The sequence below is a fragment of the Nocardiopsis sp. iso_40 genome, assembly GCF_056173285.1.
In genome coordinates, this window is the sequence record NZ_CM149666.1 from 5,199,420 (window position 1) to 5,220,179 (window position 20,760).

Consider the following 20,760-nt stretch of genomic DNA (forward strand, 5'->3'; position numbering starts at 1 on the left):
GCTTCCGCTCCGACAGTAGCGGTGCCGGGAGCCGGCCGACAGGGTCTGGCTCCATGTTCGGTCAAGGCGCAGTACAGAGCGCCGACCCCAGGGGGCGGCCGGACCGGCGCCGGGGGCCCGGGGCGGTGGATCGGCGCCGGTGACGGCCCGGACCCACGTTGTCGGCTCGCTCACCGTCTGGCAGAATAGGTCCCGTTGGGTGTCTAAGACGCAGACACACACGACCCCGCCCCACGCGTGATCCTCGGTTCCCCAGGCACGCCCGGTGGCTCGATTCCTCTTTCGACGGTCGTTTGGTGTGGTCTTGTCGTGCGTCGCTCCCCTCTCCTTCACTCTCCGGTACCCGCCGTCCGCACACTTCGCGTGCGTGCGGTGCCCAGTGCTGCCCAGCGCCCCCCTCCACCGGTTCGCGGCCACTCTCCCCCGCGCCCCTGAGCCCCCGCGCCCCACCGCCCGGAACCCGGCGGTCCGGTGCCCGTCCACGGCACCGGCCGGGGACCAACGCACCCAGTCCCGCCCGGTTGGATTCCGATTCCCCGCTCCGGAGTCCCCCGGGCCCATCCACAACGGACACCACGGCGGTGTCCAAGGAGTTCAGCCCAGTGAAGATCGCCATGGTCGCCGAACACGCCAACCCCCTGCCCGCCCACCGGGGCGAACCGGCCTGCCCCGCGAGCCTGCACGTGTGCGCCCTGTCCCGCCAGCTCGCCAAACGCGGTCACAGGGTGACCGTCTACGCACGCCGCAGCGACCCCGAACAGCCCGACGGCCGCACCCGCATGGCCCGCGGCGTCTCCGTCGCCTACCTGGACGCCGGACCGGCCCGGCCGCTCTCCGAGGACGAGCAGGCCGAACACACCGGGGCCTTCGGCACCGCCCTCGCAGCCGTCCTCGACGAGGACAGCCCCGACGTCCTGCACGCCGTCGGCTGGACCAGCGGGCTGGCCGCCCTGCACGCCCAAGCGCACAGTGAGAAGGACCAGAGCGGTACCCCCCTCGTCCAGACCTTCCACTCCCTCAACGCCAGCGAACAGCGCTCCGGTCTCACCCACCGGCCCGACCGCGCCCGCATGGAGACGATCCTGGCCTCCCGGGCCGACCACGTCCTGGTCAACTCCACCGACCAGCAGGGCGAACTCGCCCGGCTCGGCGTACCCCGCCACCACGTGAGCGTCGTGCCGTTCGGGGTCGACACCGACCACTTCAGCGTCGAGGGCAGCGCCTCCGCCGAACCCTGGCAGGCCCGCCGCGAGGAACGGCCCCGTCTGGTCTCCGTGACCTCCCTGACCGAGGCCGGGGGCGCCCAGCGCCTGGTCGAGGCGATGACCCGGCTGCCCGAGGCCGAACTGCTGCTCGTCTCCACCGCGGACGACCAGGACGTCGCCATCGACGAGAACGCACGGCGGATCGAACTGCTCGCCAAGGAGGCCGGGGTCGACGACCGGGTGCACCTGACCGGGCCGGCGGAACGCAAGGAGCTCCCCCGCCTGCTGCGCTCGGCCGACGTCTACGTCTCCGCCACCGCCTACGATCCCTACGGCGGTGCCGTGCTGGAGGCCATGGCCTGCGGTCTGCCCGTGGTGGCCACGGCGACCGGAGCGGTCCCCGGTGCGGTGCTGCACCGCACCAGCGGCGTACTCATGCGTTTCGGCCGGCCCGACGAGGTCGCCCGCTCCGTGCGCGCCGTCCTGAACACGCCCACCATGAGCACCGCCTACGGCATCGCCGCCGTGGACCGCGCCCGGTCCCGGTTCACCTGGCAGCGCATCGCCGTGGAGACCGAACTCGCCTACCGGCGCTCCCGTCCGCAGCAGGCCGAACGCGACGACACCGAGGAGGAGGAGACCGACCTCCTCCTGTCCGGAGTCGTGAACTGAACGGACTCCCCCACTGATGACGTTCGAACACCAGGGTCTGCTCTTCCGCCGGGAGAGACGGTTCCACGAGGTGGCCGGAGAGCGGTTGCGGTCGGCCGTACACGAGGACGCGCACGCCGTGCTCGCCGTCGCCGACCCGGCCGCTCTCCTGGAGGCGCTCACCCCGCACGAGCGCGGCCGGGTGCACGTGGTCGACCGGGGCACCCTCTACGACGCCCCCGGCCGCACCATGGCCGCCCTGCACCGCCTGGCCCTGGTCCACGACCCCGTACCGGTCAGCGTGGTCGCCGAGCCGCCGCTCTTCGGCGGTGCGTTGGAACGGCGTGAGTGGCACCGGTTGGAGTCGGTGCTGAGCACGGCGCTGGCACCGGTCCGGATGCGGCTGCTGTGCGTGCACGACGAACGCCCCCTGGGCCCGGGCGCCCGCTCAGCGGTCCGTGCCACCCACCCGGCGCTGGTGGAGGCGGACGGCCCGCACCCCAACCCGGTCTACCTGGGCGTCCAGGCCTTCGGCCGCCGCCCCCGGACGCCGGAGCCGCTTGCCGTGCAGGGGCCCGTCCACGGCCTGGAGATCGGCCAGTCGCTCCCCCGCCTGCGCGGCGAGCTCACGGCGCTCGGCACCGCCATCGGGCTGGCCCCGGACCGGCTGGACGGCCTGGTGGTGGCGGTGAACGAACTCGCCGCCAACGTGCTCGAACACGGGGCGGGCAAGGGGAGCGTGAGCGTGTGGCGGGCGGCGGACCGGTGGGTGTGCGACGTCTTCGACGAGCGGGGCGACCTCTGCGACCCGCTGACCGGGTACCGTCCCGCCGACGGCCTCCGCTCGCGCGGCTACGGGCTGTGGATCACCCGGCAGACCTGCGACTACCTGGAGATCTGCGGAGACGGTGAGGGTTCGCTGGTACGGCTGCACTTCCTCGACGAGCAGGCGAGGCTGGACCGCAGGGCGCGGCTGGAGCGGCAGGCGCGGTTCATCTCCTGAGGGTCTCCACCGCGGTACCGGTACTCGCGCTGATCGGGATGACCTGGTCGATCCCCGCGATCACGAACAGGCGGTTCACCTGCTGCTGGGGTTCGGCGACGATGAGGCCCAGCCCCAGGTCGCGGGCCTGGCGGAAGGCCGAGACCAGAACGCCGATGCAGCGGGAGTCGCAGAAGCCCACCTTGGCGAGGTCGACCACCACCCCCGTCGGGAGGGGGGCCGTCAGGACCCCGTCCAGGGCCTGCGCGAGCGCGGGCGAGGTGACCGCGTCCATCTCCCCCACGGGTGTCACGACGACGACGCCATCCTCGCGGCGGATCGAGATGTCTGACGTCACGCTCGGCTCTCCTTGTCGTTCGCCTGCCCCGGAGCGGCGGCCCCGGGCGGACCGACCGCCGTCGCTCACGGCGACGGCCCCGAGCCCTCATCATGACGGCTCCCGGTCACACTCGGGACTCAGCCCGAACCAGCCCCGGCACCGGTGCTCAGCGGCCGTCCGCCCGTGGTCCCCGCAACCGCTGTGACCGCTGCGGCCCGGTGTTCTGCTCCACCAGGTCCCGGGCCACGTCCACGACCTTCTTCCGGTTGCGCTGGGCCACCTCCCGCAGGGCGGCGAAGGCGGTGTCCGCGTCGCAGCCGCGCGCGTGCATGATGATCCCCTTGGCCTGGTCGATCACGGTGCGCGCGGACATGGCGCGGCGCATGTGGGCGGACTCACGGGCCGCGTCGGCCTGGCGGCCCGCCGTGTGCAGGGCCATCGCCGCGTGCTCGGCGAGCAGCGCGGTGAGCTGGGTGACGACCACCTCGTCGAAGGCGTAGGCCCTGCCGGAGTGCACCCCGAAGGTGAGGATCCGGTCCTCGTCGCCGTCACCGTCCCCGGAGAGTTTGCTGGGCTGGGTGACCGAGGAGCGGTCACCGCACTGGACCGCCATGCTCGTGTACCGGGGCCAGCGGTGCTCGCGCAGCACGTCGGCGACCCGGACCTGGCGCATCTCGCGAACCGCCTCCACGGTGGGGCCCTGGTCGGTCGTGTACTGGTGCTCCAGCGCCTCGGAGAGATCGGAGTGTGACGCTCCGTAGTCGGTGACCACGTGGCGGATGGCCCCGTCCGCACCGACCACCTCGCGCCAGACCACCACCAGGGCGGCCGAGCACCCCGGGACGCCCAGTGCGGCGGCCCTGCTCATCTGATCCAGGGCGCGTTCGAGGGTGGTGTTCTCCGTCTGCCCCAGCGCGGCGATGTCACGCGCAAGGTGTTCGATCCACACCGTCCGAACCTCCTCCAGACGTCCCGGGTTCCAGCACCAAAGGTAACCTTCGGGAGACCCTCGACCGGACGACAGTCAGCTTCGGCCGGGAGACATCGGAGACAACCGTGTCAGGCCCCACCCGTACGGGTACTGGCAAGACGCCCTCGAAGATGACCGGGAGACCGTGAGCGTGCCGGAGAACCTCGCCGATCTGCAACGCGAGATCGCTGCGCTGAGTGAACGCATAGCCGCGTTGAGCGACACGCACGCCATGTACCCCGACGACGCCCGGGGCACCGCCGAGGCGGCCCTGGCCGAACTGGAGTACGCCGAACGCCTGCTGGGGTCGGTCGGCGGCGAGTTGGCCCGCGCCCACAGTGGGCCGCCCGGACCGCGACGGCCCGCGGAGGACGGCGACCGCGCCCTGCTGCGCGCCGTCTTCGGCGAACTCAGCGTGCCGGTGGTCCTGCTGGACCACGACGGCTACATCCGCAGGATCAACAACGCCGGAGCCAACCAGCTGGGCAGCGCCCCCGGCTACCTCACCGGCAAGCCCTTCTCCCACTTCGTCGACCTGCGCAAACGGGCGGCCATGCAGTCGTGGCTGGCCGCCGTGCTGCGCGGGGACGGCCCCGCCAACCTGGAGTCGCGGCTGGCCCAGCGCGGTTGGGCGGAGGACGTGCACCTGACCCTCACCCGCCTGGAACTGCCCACCGAGGCACAGCCGCTGGTCCTGGTCGCGATGTCGCCGCCCATGAACGGCACGGAGGAGGAGGGCCCCGCCCCGTTGGAGTCGGAGGTGGAGGACCAGGTCGTGGTGCTGGCCGCCAGGCGGTTGGACGTACTGACCCGGATGACCAGGCTCCTGCTCCGCGGCACCACGCCCACCAGGGGGCTCGCGCTGACCGAGGCGGCCGACCTGCTGGCCGACTCGTACGCGGACTGGGTGATCATCGACGTCCGCGACCTGCCCGGGGACCCCGAGGCGGCCCGCCGCGCAGCCGTGGTCGGCCCGGCCGACGCCCCAGCGGGCCAGCGTGAGGAGGTCGCCGGACTCACCCCCGGGGACTCCGACATCCCGGGCGAGGTGCTGGGGAGGGGCCAGTCGCTGCTGTTCCCGCTCATCGAGGACGAGACGGTCCTCGGCCGAACCGGGGCTGGGGCGCCGCTGCTCTCCGTGCTCGGGGCGGGTTCACTGCTGTGCGTGCCGCTACGGGGCAGCCGGGGCGTACGCGGCGCGCTCACCCTGATCCGCCGCAGCAACCGGGGGAGTTTCCGCCTCGCCGACCTGGGCCTCATCGAGGAGATCGGCGAGCACATCGGCCTGGCCCTGCCGCCCCGGCCCTGAGCTGTGTCTGCTCGGGGCCTCCCTGTGTTTGTTTGGGGCGTTTGTTTGGGGCCTCCGCTTCGCTTCGGCCCGTGAACGAAAGAACACCCCCTGGGGCGAAGGTCGGCAACCAGGGGCCACCCCCTGGGGCCGGGACGAGCAGACAGGGGTCGCACCCCGGGGCCGGGACGAGCAGACAGGGGTCGCACCCCGGGGCCGGGGGCCGACAGGCCCTACTCCTCGGGGCCGTGCAGGGTGTCGACCAGGGTGGACAGCCGGGAGGCGGAGCGGTCGACGCGGCGGACGGCGTCCACCAGCGGCTGGTCGACCTCCTGGTAGTTGTCCACGATGTGCTCGCGCAGCGAGGCCAGGTCGGACTGGACCTGGCGGGAGCGCTGGGCGAGCTGTTCGGCGAGGACCCTGCCGGGTTCGCCGGTCTCCTGGCCGAGGACGCGCTGGAGCGACCTGGCCTGCTCACGCATCTGCGCCTTGAGCTGGTGCAGCTCCACGAACACCTCGACCTTGGAGCGCAGCACCCACGGGTCGAACGGCTTGATCAGGAAGTCCACCGCGCGCGAGGAGTAGCCGCGGAAGACCTGGTGCCGGTCGACCTCCTGGGCGGTCAGGAAGATGATCGGCACGTCCTTGGTCTTCTCGCGCTGCTTGATGTGCGCGGCGGTCTCGTATCCGTCCATGCCGGGCATGATCACGTCGAGCAGGATGACCGCGAAGTCGGTGCCCAGAAGGTGCTTCAGCGCCTCCTCACCGGAGTTGGCCCGGACCAGGTTCTGGTCGAGGGAGGTGAGGGCCGCCTCCAGAGCGATGAGGTTTTCGTCGCGGTCGTCGACGAGGAGGATGTTGGCCTTCTGAGTCACTGCTTGCTACTCCGAGTCTTCGGTCGGGGTGCTACCGGTGCTGCCAGCTGCCCCGTTCGCTTCGCTGGCGTCCCTGGTGCCGCTGTGGGGTTCGTCGCCCGTGGCGCCATTGTGCCCGTCCGGGGGCGCCGCCGTCTCACCGGCCTGCGCATCGTCCGCCGCGGCACCGGCCCGGGTCTCCTCCGGTCCGGCCGTGAGCCACCTGCGCATCACGTCCAGGAGGTGGTCGAGGTCGACCGGCTTGGTGACGTAGTCGGTGGCACCCGCCGCGAGGCTGCGCTCCCGGTCGCCCTGCATGGCCTTGGCCGTCAGGGAGATGATCGGCAGGTCCTCGAACTGGGGCATCTCCCGGATGCGCTGGGTGGTCTGGTTGCCGTCCAGTTCGGGCATCATCACGTCCATCAGGACGAGCGAGATGTCCTCGTTGGCCTCGAGTTTCTCGATCCCCGTGTGGCCGTTGTCAGCGTAGAGGACCTCCAGCCCCTGGGCTTCGAGCGCACTGGTCAGCGCGAACACGTTGCGCACGTCGTCGTCGACGATGAGCACGCGCTGGCCGGCGAGGACGGCACGCCGCTCCGGGTCGGGCCGGGCCTCCGCGGTCTCCCGGGACGACTCGTCCTCTGCGGGCTCGGGCGCCTTGAGCACCTGCACCATCGGCAGTGGTTCCTCGGGCTCCCCGGAGTCGGTCAGGGCGGCCACGACCGCGTCGAAGTCCTCGTCGGGCAGGTCGAGGTCGTGGTCGAGGTCGGTCAGCGGCTCGTGCTCGCCGCGGCCCGTCTCCAGCGCGGGGACCGGTTCCATGGCGGAGAGCTCCTCGGCCGTCTCCCCCGCGTCGTCGGGCAGGCGCACCGGCAGCAGCAGCGTGAACGTCGAACCCTGGTTGGCCACGCTCTGCACCCGGATCTCACCGCCGAGCAGGCGGGCGAAGTTCCGGCTGATGGACAGGCCCAGACCGGTGCCGCCGAAGCGCCGGGAGGTACCCCCGTCGCCCTGGTGGAAGGCCTCGAAGATCACCTGGAGCTTGTCCTCGGCGATCCCGATGCCGGTGTCGGCCACCGTGAACGCGATGACCTCCTCGTTCTCCACGAACATGTCGAGGTCGGTGTCCTCCAGCGCCCAGGCGGGCTCGATGAGCAGCCGGACCTCGCCCTGCGGGGTGAACTTGACCGCGTTGGAGAGCAGGTTCCGCAGGATCTGCTGGAGCCGCTGCTCGTCGGTCCACAGGGTGCCGGGGATGTCCGGCGAGACGTCCACCGCGAACGCCAGCCCCTGCTCCCCGGTGACCGGACGGAAGGTGGCCTCCACGTAGTCGACGAGCTGCGCGATCGAGACCTCGCTGGGCTGCACCTCGGCGCGGCCCGCCTCCACCTTGGACAGGTCGAGGATCTCGTCGATGAGCAGCAGCAGGTCGCTGCCGGCCTTGTGGATGGTCTGGGCGAACTCGACCTGCTTGGCGGACAGGTTCTGCTCGGCGTTGTCGGCGAGCAGCCGGGCCAGGATCAGCAGGCTGTTGAGCGGGGTGCGCAGCTCGTGCGACATGTTCGCCAGGAACTCGGACTTGTACTTGGACGAGACCTGGAGCTGGTGCGCACGCTCCTCCAGGGCGTTGCGGGAACGCTGGATCTGCTGGTTCTGGAGTTCGATCGCGCGGTTCTGGTTGGCCAGCTGGGTGGCCTTCTGGCGCAGTTCCGCGTTCTTGCCCCGCAGCTCCTCCTGCTGGCGCTGGAGCTCGTTGGAGCGCTCGCGCAGCTGGCTGGTGAGCTGCTGGGACTGTTCGAGCAGGTGCTCGGTGCGGTTGTTGGCCAGGATGGTGTTGATCGTGGTGCCGAGGAGGGCGACCAGCTGGCGGAGGAAGTTCTTGTGGATCTCGCGGAACTCCTCGTAGGAGGCGAACTCCACGACGCCGAGCGAGCGCCCCTCCGTCACGATGGGGAGGATGTACAGGTTGCGCGGCGCGGCGGCGCCCAACCCCGACTCGACCGTGACGTAGCCGGGCGGGATGTTGGAGATCTGCTGTTCGACCTGCTGGGACAGGGCCTCCCCGGCCAGACCGACACCCATGCGGATGCGTCGGCGCTCCTCCGAGGGTTGGAAGCCGAAGCCCGCGTAGAGGCGGAAGATGTCCTCGTGGTCCTGGTCCTCGGGCAGGTAGCAGGCGCCGTGCTGGGCGTCGATCAGCGGCGTCACCTCGGTCATGATCAGGCGGGCGAGCTCGTTCAGGTCGCGGTGGCCCTGGATGTGACCGGAGATGCGGGCCAGGTTGGACTTGAGCCAGTCGGCGTCGCGCTGGTCGGCGGTGGTCTCGCGCAGGTTGGACACCATCAGGTTGATGTTGTCCTTGAGCTGTTCCATCTCACCGCGGGTGTCGACCTGGATGTTGCGGGTCAGGTCGCCCTTGGCGACGGCGTTGGCGACCTCGGCGATCGCGCGCACCTGCGTGGTGAGGTTGCCCGCCAGGCCGTTCACGCTGTCGGTGAGCTGCTTCCAGGTGCCGGTGACGCCCTCAACCTTGGCCTGGCCGCCCAGCTGCCCCTGGCTGCCCACCTCGTGGGCCACCCGGGTGACCTCGGTGGCGAAGGCCGACAGCTGGTCCACCATCGTGTTCACCGTCGTCTTCACCTCCAGGATCTCGCCCTGGGCGTTGACGTCGATCTTCTTGGTCAGGTCGCCCGCGGCGACCGCGGTCGTGACCTCGGAGATGTTGCGCACCTGCGTGGTGAGGTTGTGCGACATCGAGTTCACGTTCTCGGTGAGGTCGTTCCAGATGCCCGAGACGCCCTTGACGCTGGCTCGGCCGCCCAGCTTGCCCTCGGTACCCACCTCACGGGCCACCCGGGTGACCTCGTCGGCGAACGCGGACAACTGGTCCACCATCACGTTGATGGTGTCCTTCAGCTCCAGCATCTCGCCCTTGGCGTTGACGGTGACCTTCTTGGTCAGGTCACCGGCGGCGACCGCCCGCGTGACCATGGAGATCTGCCGTACCTGGTAGGTCAGGTTGTTGGCCATCGAGTTGACGTTGTCGGTCAGGTCCTTCCAGACCCCGGACACGTCGCGCACGTGGGCCTGACCGGCAAGCTTGCCCTCGGTACCGACCTCGCGGGCCACCCTGGTGACCTCGTCGGCGAAGGTCGAGAGCTGGTCCACCATCTTGTTGATGGTGTCCTTCATGTCGAGCATCTCGCCCTGGGCGTCGACCGTGATCTTCTTGCTCAGGTCGCCCTTGGCGACCGCGGTCGTCACCTGGGAGATGTTGCGGACCTGGTAGGTGAGGCTGTTGGCCATCGAGTTGACGTTGTCGGTCAGGTCCTTCCAGATGCCCGAGACGCCCTTGACGTTGGCGCGGCCGCCCAGCTTGCCCTCGGTACCCACCTCACGGGCCACCCTGGTGACCTCGTCGGCCAGGGAGTCGAGCTGGTCGACCATCGTGTTCACGGTGTTCTTCAGGGCCAGCATCTCGCCCTGGACGTCCACCTCGACCTTGCGGGTCAGGTCGCCCCGGGCCACCGCCGTGGTCACCTTGGAGATGTCGCGGACCTGGTTGGTCAGGTTGTCCGCCATCGAGTTCACGTTGTCCGTGAGGTTCTTCCAGATGCCCTGGACCCCCCGGACGTTGGCGCGGCCGCCCAGCTTGCCCTCGGTACCCACCTCACGGGCCACCCGGGTGACCTCGTCGGCGAACGTGGAGAGCTGGTCCACCATCGTGTTGAAGGTGTCCTTGAGCTCCAGCATCTCGCCCTGGACGTCGATGGTGATCTTCTTGCTCAGGTCACCCCGGGCGACGGCGGTCGTGACGGTGGAGATGTCGCGGACCTGGAGGGTGAGGCGGGAGGCCATCTGGTTGACGGACTCGGTGACCTCGCGCCAGGCACCGGAGACGTCCTCGACCCGGGCGCTGCCGCCCAGCTTGCCCTCGGTACCCACCTCGCGGGCCACCCGGGTGACCTCCTCGGTGAAGCCGCTCATCTGGTCGGCCATCCGGTTCACCGTGTTGGCCAGGCGCAGCAGGTCGCCCTTGAGCTCGCCGCGGCGGCCCTCGGTCGAGGCCCTGCGGTTCAGTTCGCCCTCGGCGACCGAGTCCAGGACGCGGGCGACGTCGGTGACGGGCTCGGCGACCTCGTCCAGGAGGACGTTCAGCGCTCTGGCGCTGTTGCCCCAGGCGCCCCTGGCGGGATGGACGTTGACCCGCTCGTTGAGCCTGCCCTCGTCGCGCACCACGTCGCCGACCCGCTGGAGCTCGGTACTGAGCTGTTCGCTGTGGTCGATCACCTCGTTGAACACCGAGGTGATCTCGCGGAGCTTGCCGCTGCCCCGCGACCTGAGCCGGACGCTGAAGTCACCGTCGCGCATCCGGTACAGGGCACTCAGAATCTCGTCGAGCTGGTCGTCGGCCAGTTCCGTGACCGCCTCGGGCATGAAACCCCTCCTCAATCCCGCACGCCATCTCGGCTACCGGACCCGCACGCCTCCACCGGGCCGACCCACGCCGGGGCGGCCCCGCACGAACCGCACGCACGGGACACGGGGGCGCGCGTGTAGCCACGGACGCCCTTGGTGACACTCCGTCACGCTACCGTCGCGAAGTACCACCCGAAAGAAGCGGATGTGTCGTCTTACACTAACCGGCCGCGCCACCGAGCACAGGAGGGTTCGCCATGTTGGGCACGGGAGGGCCGACCGTACCGGTCTCCTGCCCGCTGCCGGGGCCCGTCAAGCCCGCCCGCCCCGGAGCGCCCGCACCGTGGTTCGGGAGGGAACGCGGCGACCAGGCGGGCGGCACGCGTATCGTGGCAGTGGCCACTACTCCCACACCCGCGCCCAGTGACGAAGGACACCGACGGCTTGGCAGCACAAGACGCGTTGAAGGTCGCTCGACGAGAGTTCCCCCCTGCTCCCGAGACCGCGGCGGCCGCCCGAGAGTTCGTGCACGACACCCTGCTGACCTGGGGTGTGCCCGACCCCTTCGACGACATCATCCTTCTGGTCAGCGAACTGGTCACCAACGCCGTCATCCACGCGGACTCGGCGCTGGAGGTGGCCGTGCGCCGGTCGGAGGGTTCGACCGAGGTCATGGTCACCGACTCCGCACCCGAGCGCGCCGTTCCGCAGGCCGGTCCGCTGGCCGTGGACACCTCCCCCTCCAACGGGGACGAGCGCAACGGCGGCCTGGGGCTGGCCCTGGCGTCGGCCATCGCCTCCAGCTGGGGTGTCAGCTACGGGCGCAACGACAAGGCCGTGTGGTTCCGCATCGAGGACAGGGCCGGGGCGCACCCGTCGCTGGAGTCCCCTCCGGTGCGCAAGGGCCCCTCCCGGGCCGTGCGCCCACCCGTGTGGTCGGCGCTGGACGCGGCGCTGAGCTCCCGGTTGTCCCTGCCCCAGCTGCTGGAACGCACCGTGGAGTACGCGACCTCGGCGCTGAGCGGGGACGCCGCCTACATCGCGCTGGCCACCTCGGACGAGACCATGTGGGAGGTGCGCTCGGCGGTCGGCCTGACCGGCGGGGCGCCCTGGCGGCCGCTGCGGGTGCGAACCGAGGAGATCTTTCCGTCGGCCGCGCCCGAGCCCGGACCGGTGATCAACGACGACCTGATGATCGCCCGTGCCACCCGGGGCGCCCTGGCCAGGGCCGGGATGCGCTCGCTGGTGACGGCGCCGCTGATCGTGGACGGCCGGGTGACGGGGCTGCTCGGGGTGGCCTCCGCCCGGGCCCGGCACTTCGGCCCGGGGGCGGCCAAACGGCTCCAGGAGGGCGCGGACCTGATCGCGCTGCCGGTGGAGCGGTCCCGGCTGGCCGAGGTCGAGCTGAGCCGCCGTGCCTCGCTGAGCTTCCTGGCCGAGGCCAGTGACCTGCTCGCGGGCACCCTGGACGAGCGGATGACGGGTGCGCTGGCCGCGCAGCTGATCACCTCCCGGCTGGGACGCTGGTGCGCCATCCACACCATCAACGAGCTGGGGCTCTCCAAGCTGACCCACGTGGTGCACGGCGACGAGAACCTCAACGACATCCTGCGTTCGCTGCTGACCGCCCTGCCGCCGCGCGAGCAGCGGGAACCGGGGCCGTTGTGGACGCACGAGGAGCTGGTCCGGGAGGGGCTGGACGAGCAGCTCACCGGAATGATCGCCCGGGGCCCGGCGATCAGCGTCCCGCTGGTGGCGCACGGCCGGGCGCTGGGCCAGATGACGATCGGCAAGAACGAGTCGGACGACTTCACCCGTGAGGAGGCCGACGTCGCCGACGACCTCAGCCGCCGGGTGGCCTCGGCTATGGAGAACGCGCGGCTGCACGAGCGGCACACGGCGATGAGTACGGCCCTGCAGCGCAGCCTCCTGCCGGCCAAGGACAAGGAGCCGGTGATCCCCGGGGTGGACCACGCGGTCTACTACCGTCCCTCGGACGAGCGCAGCGAGGTGGGCGGCGACTTCTACGACGTGTTCTCCGCGAGCGGGCGCTGGTGCTTCGCCATCGGCGACGTGTGCGGTACCGGCCCGGAGGCCGCCGCGGTCACCGGCCTGGCCCGGCACACCCTGCGCGCGCTGGCCAGGGAGGGCTTCACCCCGGCGCACATCATGCAGCGGCTGAACCTGGCGATCCTGGACGAGAACACCTCGACCCGGTTCCTGACCATGCTGTACGGGGAGATGACCCCGGCCACGGACGAGGCCGGAGGCATGCGGGTGCGCATGGTCTGTGCCGGGCACCCGCTGCCGCTGCGCCTCAACCAGAAGGGCGAGGTGCAGGCGTTCGGCAGCTCCCAGCCGCTGCTGGGCGCGTTCGAGGACGTCGGGTTCAGCACGGAGAGCGTGGACATCCGTCCCGGCGAGGTGGTGCTCGCGGTGACCGACGGCGTCACCGAGCGGCGCAGCGGTTCGGACATGCTCGGCGACGAGGGGTTGGAGAAGATCTTCTCCCATGCGGCCGGTCTGACCGCCCAGGCGGTGATCAGCCGGATCGACCGCGAACTGGAGGAGTACGCCCCGGGCGGCAACGTCGACGACACCGCGATGCTGGTGCTGCGCTTCCTGTAGGGCGGTGCTCGCCGCGGTCCGGTTCCGCGGGGCCCGTGGGCCCGCTGCCGGGCGGCCCGTTACGGAAACCGGGGGCTCCGAAGCGCTGCGGAGCCCCCGGTCCCGTTGGTGACGGGCGCCCTCAACAGGCGTTCCGTGTCAGTTCAGCACGTCTGGGGGCGTCAGCGCAGCGGACCGCACGCGGCCGGGTTGGTCGCCTCCATCGGCAGGTCCGGGTCCAGGTCGCTGGGGCCCAGGACGTCGCCGTAGGTGCCGTCGCCGTCGTAGTCGATGCCGTGGATGACGATGACCGCGTTGCCCGCCCGGATCGCGTCCGCCGCGGCGTCGCTCAGTTCGAGGGTGCGGTCGTAGGAAACGCTTCCGTCCGGGGCGGTGGGGAAGCGGTCGACGGCGAGTCCGCTGGCGGCGCTGGTGTCCCCTTCGGTGGTGAGGGAGGTCTCGACCCCGCCGTAGGCGTCGATGCCGTCCAGGGTGCTCAGCGCCCGCCGGCCGTTGTGGATGCCGGCGTCGTAGTCGGTGGGGCACTCGCCGCGCCCTCCGACGTGGATGTGCTGCGCGTGCGGGTTACCGGCGAGGACGTCGTCGACGCGGATCCGGATCCGCGCGTCGTTGTCGGCCAGCCACACCTGTGCCGTGCCCGCGGCGTCGGAGTTGTTGACCGTGACCGGGTCGAGCCGGGCCGTGTACTTCTCGACGCCGTGGTAGCCGGACCAGTCGTCGGCCTGGGCGGGCGCGGCCATCATCGGCAGGGCGACGGCCGTCGCCGCCATCACGCTGGCGATGCTTCGGGCGTGCAACATAGGACCTTCTCACCTAGAGGTAGTTACCCTTAGTGAGTATCCAGACACGAAGGGATATGGCAAGGACATCGGCCCCGCCCGGCCGAGGCCGGTCAGAGCCAGCCCATGTCCTGGGCGGTACGGATGGCGGCCATCCGGTTCTCGGCCCCGGTCTTGCCGATGGCGTTGGACAGGTAGTTGCGCACCGTGCCCTCGGTGAGATGCAGGCCCCTGGCGATACGGGCCACGGTGGCCCCGTCCGCGGCGGCGCGCAGGACCTCGGCCTCGCGGTCGGTGAGCGGACTCTCCCCGCCGACCATCGCGGCGGCGGCGAGTTCGGTGTCGATGTAACGGCCGCCTCCGTGGACCTTGCGGATGGCCCCGGCGAGCTGCTCGACGGGGGCGTCCTTGGCGAGGAATCCTCGGGCGCCCGAGGCCAGGGCGCGGCGCAGGTAACCGGGTCGGCCGAAGCTGGTGAGGATGACGACCCCGCAGTCGGGCGCACGCTCGCGCAGCTCGGCGGCGGCCTCCAGGCCCGTGGCACCCGGCATCTCGATGTCCAGGACGGCGACGGCCGCGCCGTGTTCGACGACGGTGTCCACCACCTGGTCGCCGCGGCCGACCTCGGCGACGACCTCCAGGTCGTCCTCCAGGCCGAGGAGCGCGGCGATCGCTCCGCGCACCAGGTGTTCGTCGTCGGCGAGAACGAGCTTGATCACGGGGGCCTTCCCTGTCGTACCGCGCCCCGGGGCGCGGGCACGGTATGGTTCCGGACATTGTGTCGCATAGGACCCCTGATTCGCGCGGGAATCTCGGGTGGGACGGGGCGCGTTCACGTCTGCGGGAGCGCGACCGGCCAGGGGCGGAGCGAACTCGAAACCACGCTGTACCGGGCTCTCACCCTGTTCTAACCCACGCGCCCCAAGATGAAGCATGTCAGTACATCGTCCCGCAAGCCGGAGGATGAGTTGCACCCCAACGACCCGAGTGACGGTCCGGAGACCGGTGCGAGAGCCGAGCACGGCGACGCCGAGCACGGTCGTGCCGGGTCCGGTGCCACCGACCGCCCCAACGACACCGAGGCGGGCCCCGGCCGGGGCCCCCTCGCCGACGACGGCCCCGCGGTGAACGACACGCCCGCGGCGAACGGCGACGGCGCCGCCGAGCAGGCGGCGCAGCCCTCCCCGAACGCCTCCGAGGCGCCCGGGGACCGTCCCGCGCCGCGCTTCTCCCCGCCCGAGGGCGCCGAACCCGGGTGGGCGACCGGCCCCAACGACACCGACCGGGCCTCCTACGTCTTCCCCGGGCCCGAAGGCCACACCGGGGGGTCCCCGGGGTTCCCCGGGGCCCAGGGCCAGGGCGGCCCCCGTCCCGGCGGCCAGCACGGGCCCCACGGTGCCCCGCAGGGTCCGCACACCGCGGCCTTCGCGTCCGCGGGCCACGGCGGCCAGCCCGGCCAGCCCGGCCAGCAGCACGCATTCGGCGGCCCCGGCGGCCCCCAGGTGCCCGGTACCGGGCACCAGCCGACCGGCTCCCACCAGATGGGCCCGTTCGGACAGCAGCCCTACGGCCAGTTCGGCCAGGGCCCCTTCCCCGGCCAGCCCCAGGAAGCGCGCAGGAAGCGCGGCATGGGCAAGGTCGTGGGCATCGCGGCGGTGACCGCTCTGGTCACGAGCCTGATCGTGGGCCCGGCGGCCGCGCTGGGCACCGCCTACCTCCTGCCCGACGGGCCGAGCTCGCCGGTCAGCTCGCTCACCGGTGAACAGGGGACGAGCGCCACCGAGGGGGCCGTGGGCGACGTCGCCGAGCAGGTCCTGCCCAGCGTGGTCTCCCTCCAGGCCGGGTCCGGCGGCGGCAGCGGGGTCATCATCTCCTCCGACGGACAGATCCTCACCAACTCGCACGTGGTGGAGGCGGCCCAGGGCGGCCCCCTCCAGGTGCAGTTCAACGACGGGAGCGCGGCGGAGGCGGAGGTGCTCGGTTCCGACCCGGTCTCCGACATCGCCGTGGTCAAGGCCCAGGGCCGCAACGACCTCACTCCGGCCACGCTCGGCGACTCCGACCAGGTCGGCGTGGGCGGCGACGTGGTGGCGATCGGTTCGCCGCTCGGCCTGTCCGGCACGGTGACCGCGGGTGTGGTGAGCGCGCTGAACCGCCCGGTGAACACCGGGGTGACCGAGACCGGTGAATCCCAGACGTCGACGGTGATCAACGCGATCCAGACCGACGCCGCGATCAACCCCGGCAACTCCGGCGGCCCGCTGGTGAACATGGCCGGCGAGGTCGTCGGCATCAACACCGCCATCGCCGGCCTGTCCCAGGAGAGCGGTTCGGTGGGTCTGGGCTTCGCCATCCCGATCAACCAGGTCCAGCCCATCGCCGAACAGCTGATCGAGGACGGCAGCGCGAGCTACCCCGCCATCCAGGCCACCATCGCGCCCAGCCGGGTCGGCGGGGCCGAGATCATGGGGCTGACCGAGGGCGGTGCCGCCGAGGAGGCCGGCCTGGAGGTCGGTGACGTGGTGGTGTCCGTGAACGGTGAGAGCGTGTCCTCAGCCGACCAGCTGATCGCGCAGATCCGCGCCCACCAGCCCGGCGACGAGCTCACCCTGGGCGTGCTGTCCGGCGGCAGCGGTTCACCGGAGGACGTCGATGTGACGCTCGGCGAGCAGAGTGCGAGCTCCGCCGAGGAGGAGACCTCGGAGGTCGAGGAGGACTGACGGGGGCGTTCTCCCTCACGGTTCTCCGAAACGGGGGCGGGGGCGGACCGGCCAGCTGGCCGGTCCGCCCCCGCCCCCGTTGTGCTGCCCCGGGCCGGTGACCGGTGCTCCCGGCCGGGAGCCGCCCCTGGGCAGTCACCTGAGTCGCCCGGGCAGACACGGAGAGCGTCCTCCTGGGCGCCGTGTGCTGTACCGCCGGTCGCCTCGGCGTCACCGGGAGGTCGGCGGCGGTCCACGACCGTGGACCACACTCGGGGTGGACCGCGCCGGACCGGAGCACGGCCCAGCCGCTCGACGCCCCCAGGAGAACCGGTATGTCCACGTCCTTCGCCACCCGGTCCCCGGCCGTCCCCCGCGCCCCGGGCAGGAGCGGCGGGGGACGGCCCGCCCGGGTGCTCATCGGCACCGACACCTACCCGCCCGACGTGAACGGCGCCGCCTACTTCACCGCGCGGCTCGCCCGCGGCCTGGCCGGGCGCGGGGCCGACGTGCACGTCCTGTGCCCCTCTCCCAGCGGCCGACCACACGTGGTGGAGCGGGACGGGGTGGTCGAGCACCGGTTGCGCTCCCTGCCGTCCCTGGTCCACGAGAGCGTACGCCTGGCCCTGCCGCCCGGGGTGCGCGGCCACCTGAACCGGCTCCTGGACCGGCTGCGCCCGGACGCCGTGCACATCCAGAACCACTTCCTGGTCGGCCGGATGCTCGCCGGCGCCGCACGTGTCCACGGCATCCCGGTGGTGGCCACCAACCACTTCATGCCCGAGAACCTCTTCGACCCGATGCGGGTGCCCGGGGCCCTGCGCCCGCACGCGGCCCGGCTGGCCTGGTGGGACCTGGCCCGGGTGCTCTCCCGGGCCGAACACGTGACCACGCCTACTCCCGCCGCCGCCGGACTCCTGGCCGACCGGGGGTTCGCGCGGCCGGTGGAGCCGGTCTCCTGCGGCATCGACCTGGTGCGCTTCCGGCCGCTCCCCGAGGGCGCCCCGGCAGCGGAGCGGCGCCGTACCCGCGACCGGCTGGGCGTCCCCGACCGCACGACGATGCTGTTCGTGGGCCGGTTGGACGAGGAGAAACACGCCGACGAGCTGGTCCGGGCCGTGGCGCGCACCCGCGGCGTCCAGCTGGTGCTGGCCGGGCGCGGCACGCACCGGGCCAGGCTGGCGGAGCTGGCCCGGGCCGAGGGTGTCGCCGACCGGGTGGTGTTCCTCGGCTTCGTGCCCCACCGGGACCTGCCCGACGTGTACCGGTGCGCGGACGTGTTCACCATCGCGGGCACCGCCGAACTCCAGAGCATCGCCACACTGGAGGCCATGGCCAGCGGGCTGCCGGTGGTGGCCGCCGACGCGATGGCCCTGCCCCACCTTGTGGAGGAGGGCCGCAACGGCTACCTGTACCCGCCGGGCCGCCCCGGCGAGCTCGCGGCACGGGTGGACGCGGTGGTCGCCGAGGAGACGGAGCGGGTCCGGATGGGCGCGCACAGCCGGGCGATGGCGGCCCGGCACCGCCTGGAGGACTCCCTGGAACGCTTCGAGCGGATCTACCGGAACGCCGCCGTCGGCGCCCGGCCCTGACCGGCACGGTCAGCCGGGCCGCGGCCCCTTCCCACGGACGGTGCGGGCCTGCGCTCCCCCGGCTAGGTGGCCGTCGGGTCCTGGCCGGGCGGTCCGGGCGGTCCGGGCGCGGGTTCGTCCCGGGGCGGGTGGTGAACGGGCAGGTGGAAGCCGATCACGGTGCCGCCGCCGTCGCGGTTGCGGGCGGACACCCGGCCGCCGTGCGCGTGGGCGATCTCCTTGACCATGGCCAGACCCAGGCCGGAGCCGGGCAGACCGCGGGCCACGGTGGCCCGGAAGAAACGTTCGAAGAGGTGGTCGATCTCCTCCGGGTCCACGCCCGGGCCGCGGTCCAGCACCTCCACCGAGCCGTCGCGGACCCGGATCTCGATCGGCGCGCTCCCGTCGGGGTCGAACTTCGCGGAGTTCTCCACCGGGTTGGCCAGGGCCCGCTCCAGGGCGCCCGGGCGGCCCCAGACGAGGCTGTCGTCCGCGTCCACCAGGATCTCCCGGCCGGTGCGGCGACGGCTCCGGGCCGCCACCCGTTCGGCGACGTCGGCGAGGGCGACCGCGCTCGGCGACTCGTCCTCGTGGTTGCCGGTGGCCAGCCCGACCAGTTCGTTGACCAGGTCGGTGAGCTCCCGGGTCTCACCCTGGAGGTCGTCGATGAGCCGTTGGCGGCCCTCGGGGCTGAGCCGGTCCACCCGGCCGAGCACCTGCACGTTGGTGCGCAGGCTGGTGAGCGGGGTGCGCAACTCGTGTGCGGCGTCCTGCACCAGACGGCGCTGTTCGTCCTTGGACCGGGCCAGCCGGGCCAGCATCGCGTTGAAGGCGCTGCCGAGGCGGCCCACCTCGTCGTTGCCCGGTTCCTCCGGCGCTCCGTTCCGGCCGTTCCCCTCCCGGCCCCCGCTGCTGGTGCCGGCGGTGCCGTCCCCGTCACCGCTGCCGCCCCGGTCCGGGGTGACCGGATCCAGGCGGCCGGTGGAGCTGACGTACTCGGCGGCGTCGGTGAGCCGGACCAGGCGGCCGGTGATCCGGTGGCCGACCAGCCATCCCACCGAGGCCGCGCACAGGGCGACGAACAAACCCACCCACAGGATCTGGGTGGCCAGCCGCCCGACCATCTGCTCGATCGGCGACAGCCGTTGCAGGAGCTGGATCGCGCCGCGCCCGTCCCCCAGGGAGACCGTACCCACCCGGTACTTCTGACCGTGGACCTGCTGCTCGCGGGTGTCGACGACACCGGCCTCCCCGTCCCGGGCGACCTCCAGGTCGGCGTCGGTGGGGTGGAAGGAGGAGAGTTCGTGGCGGTTGGCGAGCAGTCGGGCCCAGGTGCCGTCCGAGGCGAGGACCTGCGCGTCCAGGCTGCCCGGGGCCAGGAAGGTGAAGGTGCTGCTGTCCGGGGCGTTCTGGTTGTTCTCCGCGGAGACCACGAGCTGCCGGGAGAGGTTCTGCACGGCGGCGTCGAACTCGCTCTCGGCGTCCGCCCGGATGAGCGCGGCCGCGGTGCTGTAGGCAAGTGTGCCCACGAGGGCGATCGTGACCGCCGCGACCAGCGCGAACAGCACCGCGAACCGGGTTCCCAGCCGCCACCCGCCCGGGTGCAGCAGGACGCCGCCGCGAAACGCCTTCATCCGACTCACCCCTGGGGACGCAGTGTGTACCCGACGCCCCGGACCGTCTGGATCAGCGGCGGGCCGCCGTCCTCCATCTTGCGTCGCAGGTAGCTGATGTAGACCGCGAGGTTCTTGGACTCGGGCCCGAAGTCGTAACCCCAGATGCGGTCGTAGATGGTGGCGTGGTCCAGAACGATCCCGGCGTTGCGCATGAGGAGTTCGAGCAGGTCGAACTCGGTCTTGGACAGCTCGATCTCGCGTTCGCCCCGCCAGACCCGGCGGGCCCGGGTGTCCAGGAGGAGCTCCCCCACCCGCAGCGGCCCCTCCCCCGCGTCCCCCGTGACGGGGGCGGCGCGGCGCAGCAGGGCGCGCAGCCGGGCGAGGAGTTCGTCGAGCTCGAAGGGCTTGGCGAGGTAGTCGTCGGCACCGGCGTCCAGGCCCGCCACCCTGTCCGGGGTCTCCACCCGTGCGGTGAGCATGAGGATGGGGGTCCTGTCGCCCTCCGCCCGCAGGACGCGGGCCACACCGAGGCCGTCGACCCCGGGCATCATGACGTCGAGGACGAGCAGGTCGACGGGGTCGGCGTGGACGGAGGCCAGCGCCTGGACTCCGTCCGCCGCCGTCCGCACCGTGTACCCCTCCAGCTGGAGTGCGCGTTCCAGGGACTCCCTGATGGCCCGGTCGTCGTCGGCGACCAGGACGGTGGCGGTGCTTTCCATGGCCCCCATGTTCTCCCACCTGGGTGAGAGACCGGTAAG

14 protein-coding genes are annotated in these 20,760 nt (G+C 71.9%); 6 read left to right on the plus strand and 8 right to left on the minus strand.

The genetic code is table 11. The annotated features are described in order from the left end of the window. Positions 1-602: 602 nt before the first annotated feature. Both AC0VYD_RS22490 and AC0VYD_RS22495 read left to right on the plus strand, forming a co-directional pair. A complete protein-coding gene (locus AC0VYD_RS22490) occupies positions 603-1,877 on the plus strand; it encodes a glycosyltransferase (RefSeq protein WP_475477376.1) in 1,275 nt (424 codons plus the stop codon). 16 nt (positions 1,878-1,893) lie between these two features. Beyond that, positions 1,894-2,859 carry an anti-sigma factor RsbA family regulatory protein gene (locus AC0VYD_RS22495; protein ID WP_475477377.1) on the plus strand — a complete coding sequence of 322 codons (966 nt, stop codon included), beginning with the start codon at positions 1,894-1,896 and terminating at the stop codon, positions 2,857-2,859. On the opposite strand, the gene AC0VYD_RS22500 is transcribed toward AC0VYD_RS22495, so the two are convergent. Both AC0VYD_RS22500 and AC0VYD_RS22505 read right to left on the minus strand, forming a co-directional pair. Next, positions 2,849-3,196 (minus strand): STAS domain-containing protein, encoded by a 348-nt coding sequence (locus tag AC0VYD_RS22500; RefSeq protein ID WP_475477378.1) that lies wholly within the window; start codon positions 3,194-3,196, stop codon positions 2,849-2,851. The genes AC0VYD_RS22495 and AC0VYD_RS22500 overlap by 11 nt on opposite strands. A gap of 148 nt (positions 3,197-3,344) precedes the next feature. Next, a complete protein-coding gene (locus tag AC0VYD_RS22505) occupies positions 3,345-4,127 on the minus strand; it encodes an ANTAR domain-containing protein (protein ID WP_475477379.1) in 783 nt (260 codons plus the stop codon). A 172-nt stretch (positions 4,128-4,299) separates the two neighbouring features. Between AC0VYD_RS22505 and AC0VYD_RS22510 the strand changes: the two genes are divergently transcribed. After that, a complete protein-coding gene (locus AC0VYD_RS22510) occupies positions 4,300-5,457 on the plus strand; it encodes a PAS domain-containing protein (protein WP_475480345.1) in 1,158 nt (385 codons plus the stop codon). 212 nt (positions 5,458-5,669) lie between these two features. Here the strand turns inward: AC0VYD_RS22510 and AC0VYD_RS22515 are convergent, their stop codons facing one another. Together AC0VYD_RS22515 and AC0VYD_RS22520 are read right to left on the minus strand one after the other, a co-directional pair. Next, positions 5,670-6,311, minus strand: a complete 642-nt coding sequence (locus AC0VYD_RS22515; RefSeq protein ID WP_473038080.1) for a response regulator — start codon at positions 6,309-6,311, stop codon at positions 5,670-5,672. A 6-nt stretch (positions 6,312-6,317) separates the two neighbouring features. Beyond that, positions 6,318-10,727 carry a HAMP domain-containing protein gene (locus tag AC0VYD_RS22520; RefSeq protein ID WP_475477380.1) on the minus strand — a complete coding sequence of 1,470 codons (4,410 nt, stop codon included), beginning with the start codon at positions 10,725-10,727 and terminating at the stop codon, positions 6,318-6,320. Positions 10,728-11,171: 444 nt separating this feature from the next. Between AC0VYD_RS22520 and AC0VYD_RS22525 the strand changes: the two genes are divergently transcribed. Continuing rightward, on the plus strand, positions 11,172-13,337 hold the full coding sequence (locus AC0VYD_RS22525; RefSeq protein ID WP_475480346.1) for a SpoIIE family protein phosphatase: 2,166 nt from the start codon (positions 11,172-11,174) through the stop codon (positions 13,335-13,337). 161 nt (positions 13,338-13,498) lie between these two features. Here AC0VYD_RS22525 and AC0VYD_RS22530 read toward each other — a convergent pair whose 3' ends face one another. Together AC0VYD_RS22530 and AC0VYD_RS22535 are read right to left on the minus strand one after the other, a co-directional pair. Then, positions 13,499-14,137, minus strand: coding sequence for a hypothetical protein (locus AC0VYD_RS22530; RefSeq protein ID WP_475477381.1), 639 nt, complete (start codon positions 14,135-14,137; stop codon positions 13,499-13,501). A 92-nt stretch (positions 14,138-14,229) separates the two neighbouring features. Next, positions 14,230-14,835: a response regulator gene (locus AC0VYD_RS22535; protein ID WP_475477382.1), complete on the minus strand. Its 606-nt coding sequence runs from the start codon at positions 14,833-14,835 to the stop codon at positions 14,230-14,232. A 249-nt stretch (positions 14,836-15,084) separates the two neighbouring features. Here AC0VYD_RS22535 and AC0VYD_RS22540 point away from each other — a divergent pair, with 249 nt between their 5' ends. Both AC0VYD_RS22540 and AC0VYD_RS22545 read left to right on the plus strand, forming a co-directional pair. Next, a complete protein-coding gene (locus AC0VYD_RS22540; protein ID WP_475477383.1) occupies positions 15,085-16,836 on the plus strand; it encodes a S1C family serine protease in 1,752 nt (583 codons plus the stop codon). Between the two features lie 314 nt (positions 16,837-17,150). Continuing rightward, a complete protein-coding gene (locus tag AC0VYD_RS22545) occupies positions 17,151-18,407 on the plus strand; it encodes a glycosyltransferase (RefSeq protein ID WP_475477384.1) in 1,257 nt (418 codons plus the stop codon). Between the two features lie 62 nt (positions 18,408-18,469). Here AC0VYD_RS22545 and AC0VYD_RS22550 read toward each other — a convergent pair whose 3' ends face one another. Both AC0VYD_RS22550 and AC0VYD_RS22555 read right to left on the minus strand, forming a co-directional pair. After that, positions 18,470-20,020: a sensor histidine kinase gene (locus AC0VYD_RS22550; RefSeq protein ID WP_475477385.1), complete on the minus strand. Its 1,551-nt coding sequence runs from the start codon at positions 20,018-20,020 to the stop codon at positions 18,470-18,472. 5 nt (positions 20,021-20,025) lie between these two features. After that, positions 20,026-20,721 (minus strand): response regulator transcription factor, encoded by a 696-nt coding sequence (locus tag AC0VYD_RS22555; RefSeq protein ID WP_475480347.1) that lies wholly within the window; start codon positions 20,719-20,721, stop codon positions 20,026-20,028. Positions 20,722-20,760: the final 39 nt, after the last annotated feature.

Coding starts and splice junctions, on each gene's coding strand:
- AC0VYD_RS22495 (WP_475477377.1), top strand. CDS start 1,894: ATGACGTTCGAACACCAGGGTCTGCTCTTCCGCCGGGAGAGACGGTTC.
- AC0VYD_RS22520 (WP_475477380.1), bottom strand. CDS start 10,727: ATGCCCGAGGCGGTCACGGAACTGGCCGACGACCAGCTCGACGAGATT.
- AC0VYD_RS22530 (WP_475477381.1), bottom strand. CDS start 14,137: ATGTTGCACGCCCGAAGCATCGCCAGCGTGATGGCGGCGACGGCCGTC.
- AC0VYD_RS22545 (WP_475477384.1), top strand. CDS start 17,151: ATGTCCACGTCCTTCGCCACCCGGTCCCCGGCCGTCCCCCGCGCCCCG.
- AC0VYD_RS22550 (WP_475477385.1), bottom strand. CDS start 20,020: ATGAAGGCGTTTCGCGGCGGCGTCCTGCTGCACCCGGGCGGGTGGCGG.
- AC0VYD_RS22555 (WP_475480347.1), bottom strand. CDS start 20,721: ATGGAAAGCACCGCCACCGTCCTGGTCGCCGACGACGACCGGGCCATC.